This window comes from Catenibacterium sp. AM22-6LB (assembly GCF_003435615.1).
GTDB lineage: Bacteria > Bacillota_I > Bacilli_A > Erysipelotrichales > Coprobacillaceae > Catenibacterium > Catenibacterium mitsuoka_A.
The window spans coordinates 1-924 of sequence record NZ_QTUM01000117.1 but is presented as its reverse complement, the minus strand read 5'-3'; the positions used below and the strand labels follow the sequence as shown (position 1 = coordinate 924).

Annotated in this window: 2 protein-coding genes; both read left to right on the top strand. The window is 32.0% G+C overall.

Annotation, left to right across the window (positions count from 1 at the left end):
• On the top strand, positions 1–221 hold a 221-nt coding region (locus DW269_RS13160), incomplete at its 5' end, for a transposase (protein ID WP_147321714.1).
• Positions 218–796 carry a transposase gene (locus DW269_RS12475; RefSeq protein ID WP_117460336.1) on the top strand — a complete coding sequence of 193 codons (579 nt, stop codon included), beginning with the start codon at positions 218–220 and terminating at the stop codon, positions 794–796. The genes DW269_RS13160 and DW269_RS12475, both read left to right, overlap by 4 nt.
• Positions 797–924: the final 128 nt, after the last annotated feature.

The window sequence follows — 924 nt, the reverse complement described above, 5'->3', positions numbered from 1 at the left end:
TTGTAGATATCATTGATGGAAGAACCAAGAAGGCATGGTCAAGTTATACTCAGATAATCGATAAAAAAGAACTCGCTAAAGTCAAATATATCTCTATCGATATGTATGAAACGTACAGATTTGTAAGGAATCAATACTTCCCTGGGTCAGTATTACTATGCGATTCGTTCCATGTCATAAAAAATATCAATAAAGTTCTAGATGATATCAGAATAAAATAGGTAAAAGATACCAAAAGTATAGTACTGAATATTATCTTCTCAAAAAGTTTCATTTCCTTTTATTGAAAAAATACAATGACATTCCATTCAACAAGGCTAGATACAACAAAAAGCTTAAAAGATATATAGACTATCATCAGTTACTTGAAATGATCCTAGGCATAGATAACGAACTAACAGAAGCATACAATCTAAAGGAACAGTATATTGCCTTTAATCATTATGCTACTTCTGAAAACTGCAGAGAATGGCTTTCAAGAATAATTCAAGAATATGCAGCATCAGGAATCACTGGCTTCATATCATTATCTGGAACTCTTATAAACTGGTTTGATGAAATATGTGCATCATTTGATTTAGTAGATGGTCGAAGAATATCTAACGGACCAGTAGAAGGAATCAATTCTAGAATAGATAAGATACTTTCAAATGCATGCGGATATCAAAACTTCGCAAGAATGAGAAACAGACTAATGTATTCTCTTAATAAATCCTCTAATCCTTCCTCTTACGCTATTGATGAAACAATCAAAAGAGAAGGAAAAAAGAGAGGATCTTATAAGAAAAAGAACTAATAAAACATTTAAACAGAAGTAATATGAGCACACTAAAGGGCAGTCATTTCTGACTGCCCTTTACAAGTGCAAACCCCCAAATATTTAAAGCGAGTTTTCTATTGACCCCCCTTAAAAATTAAAGGTTC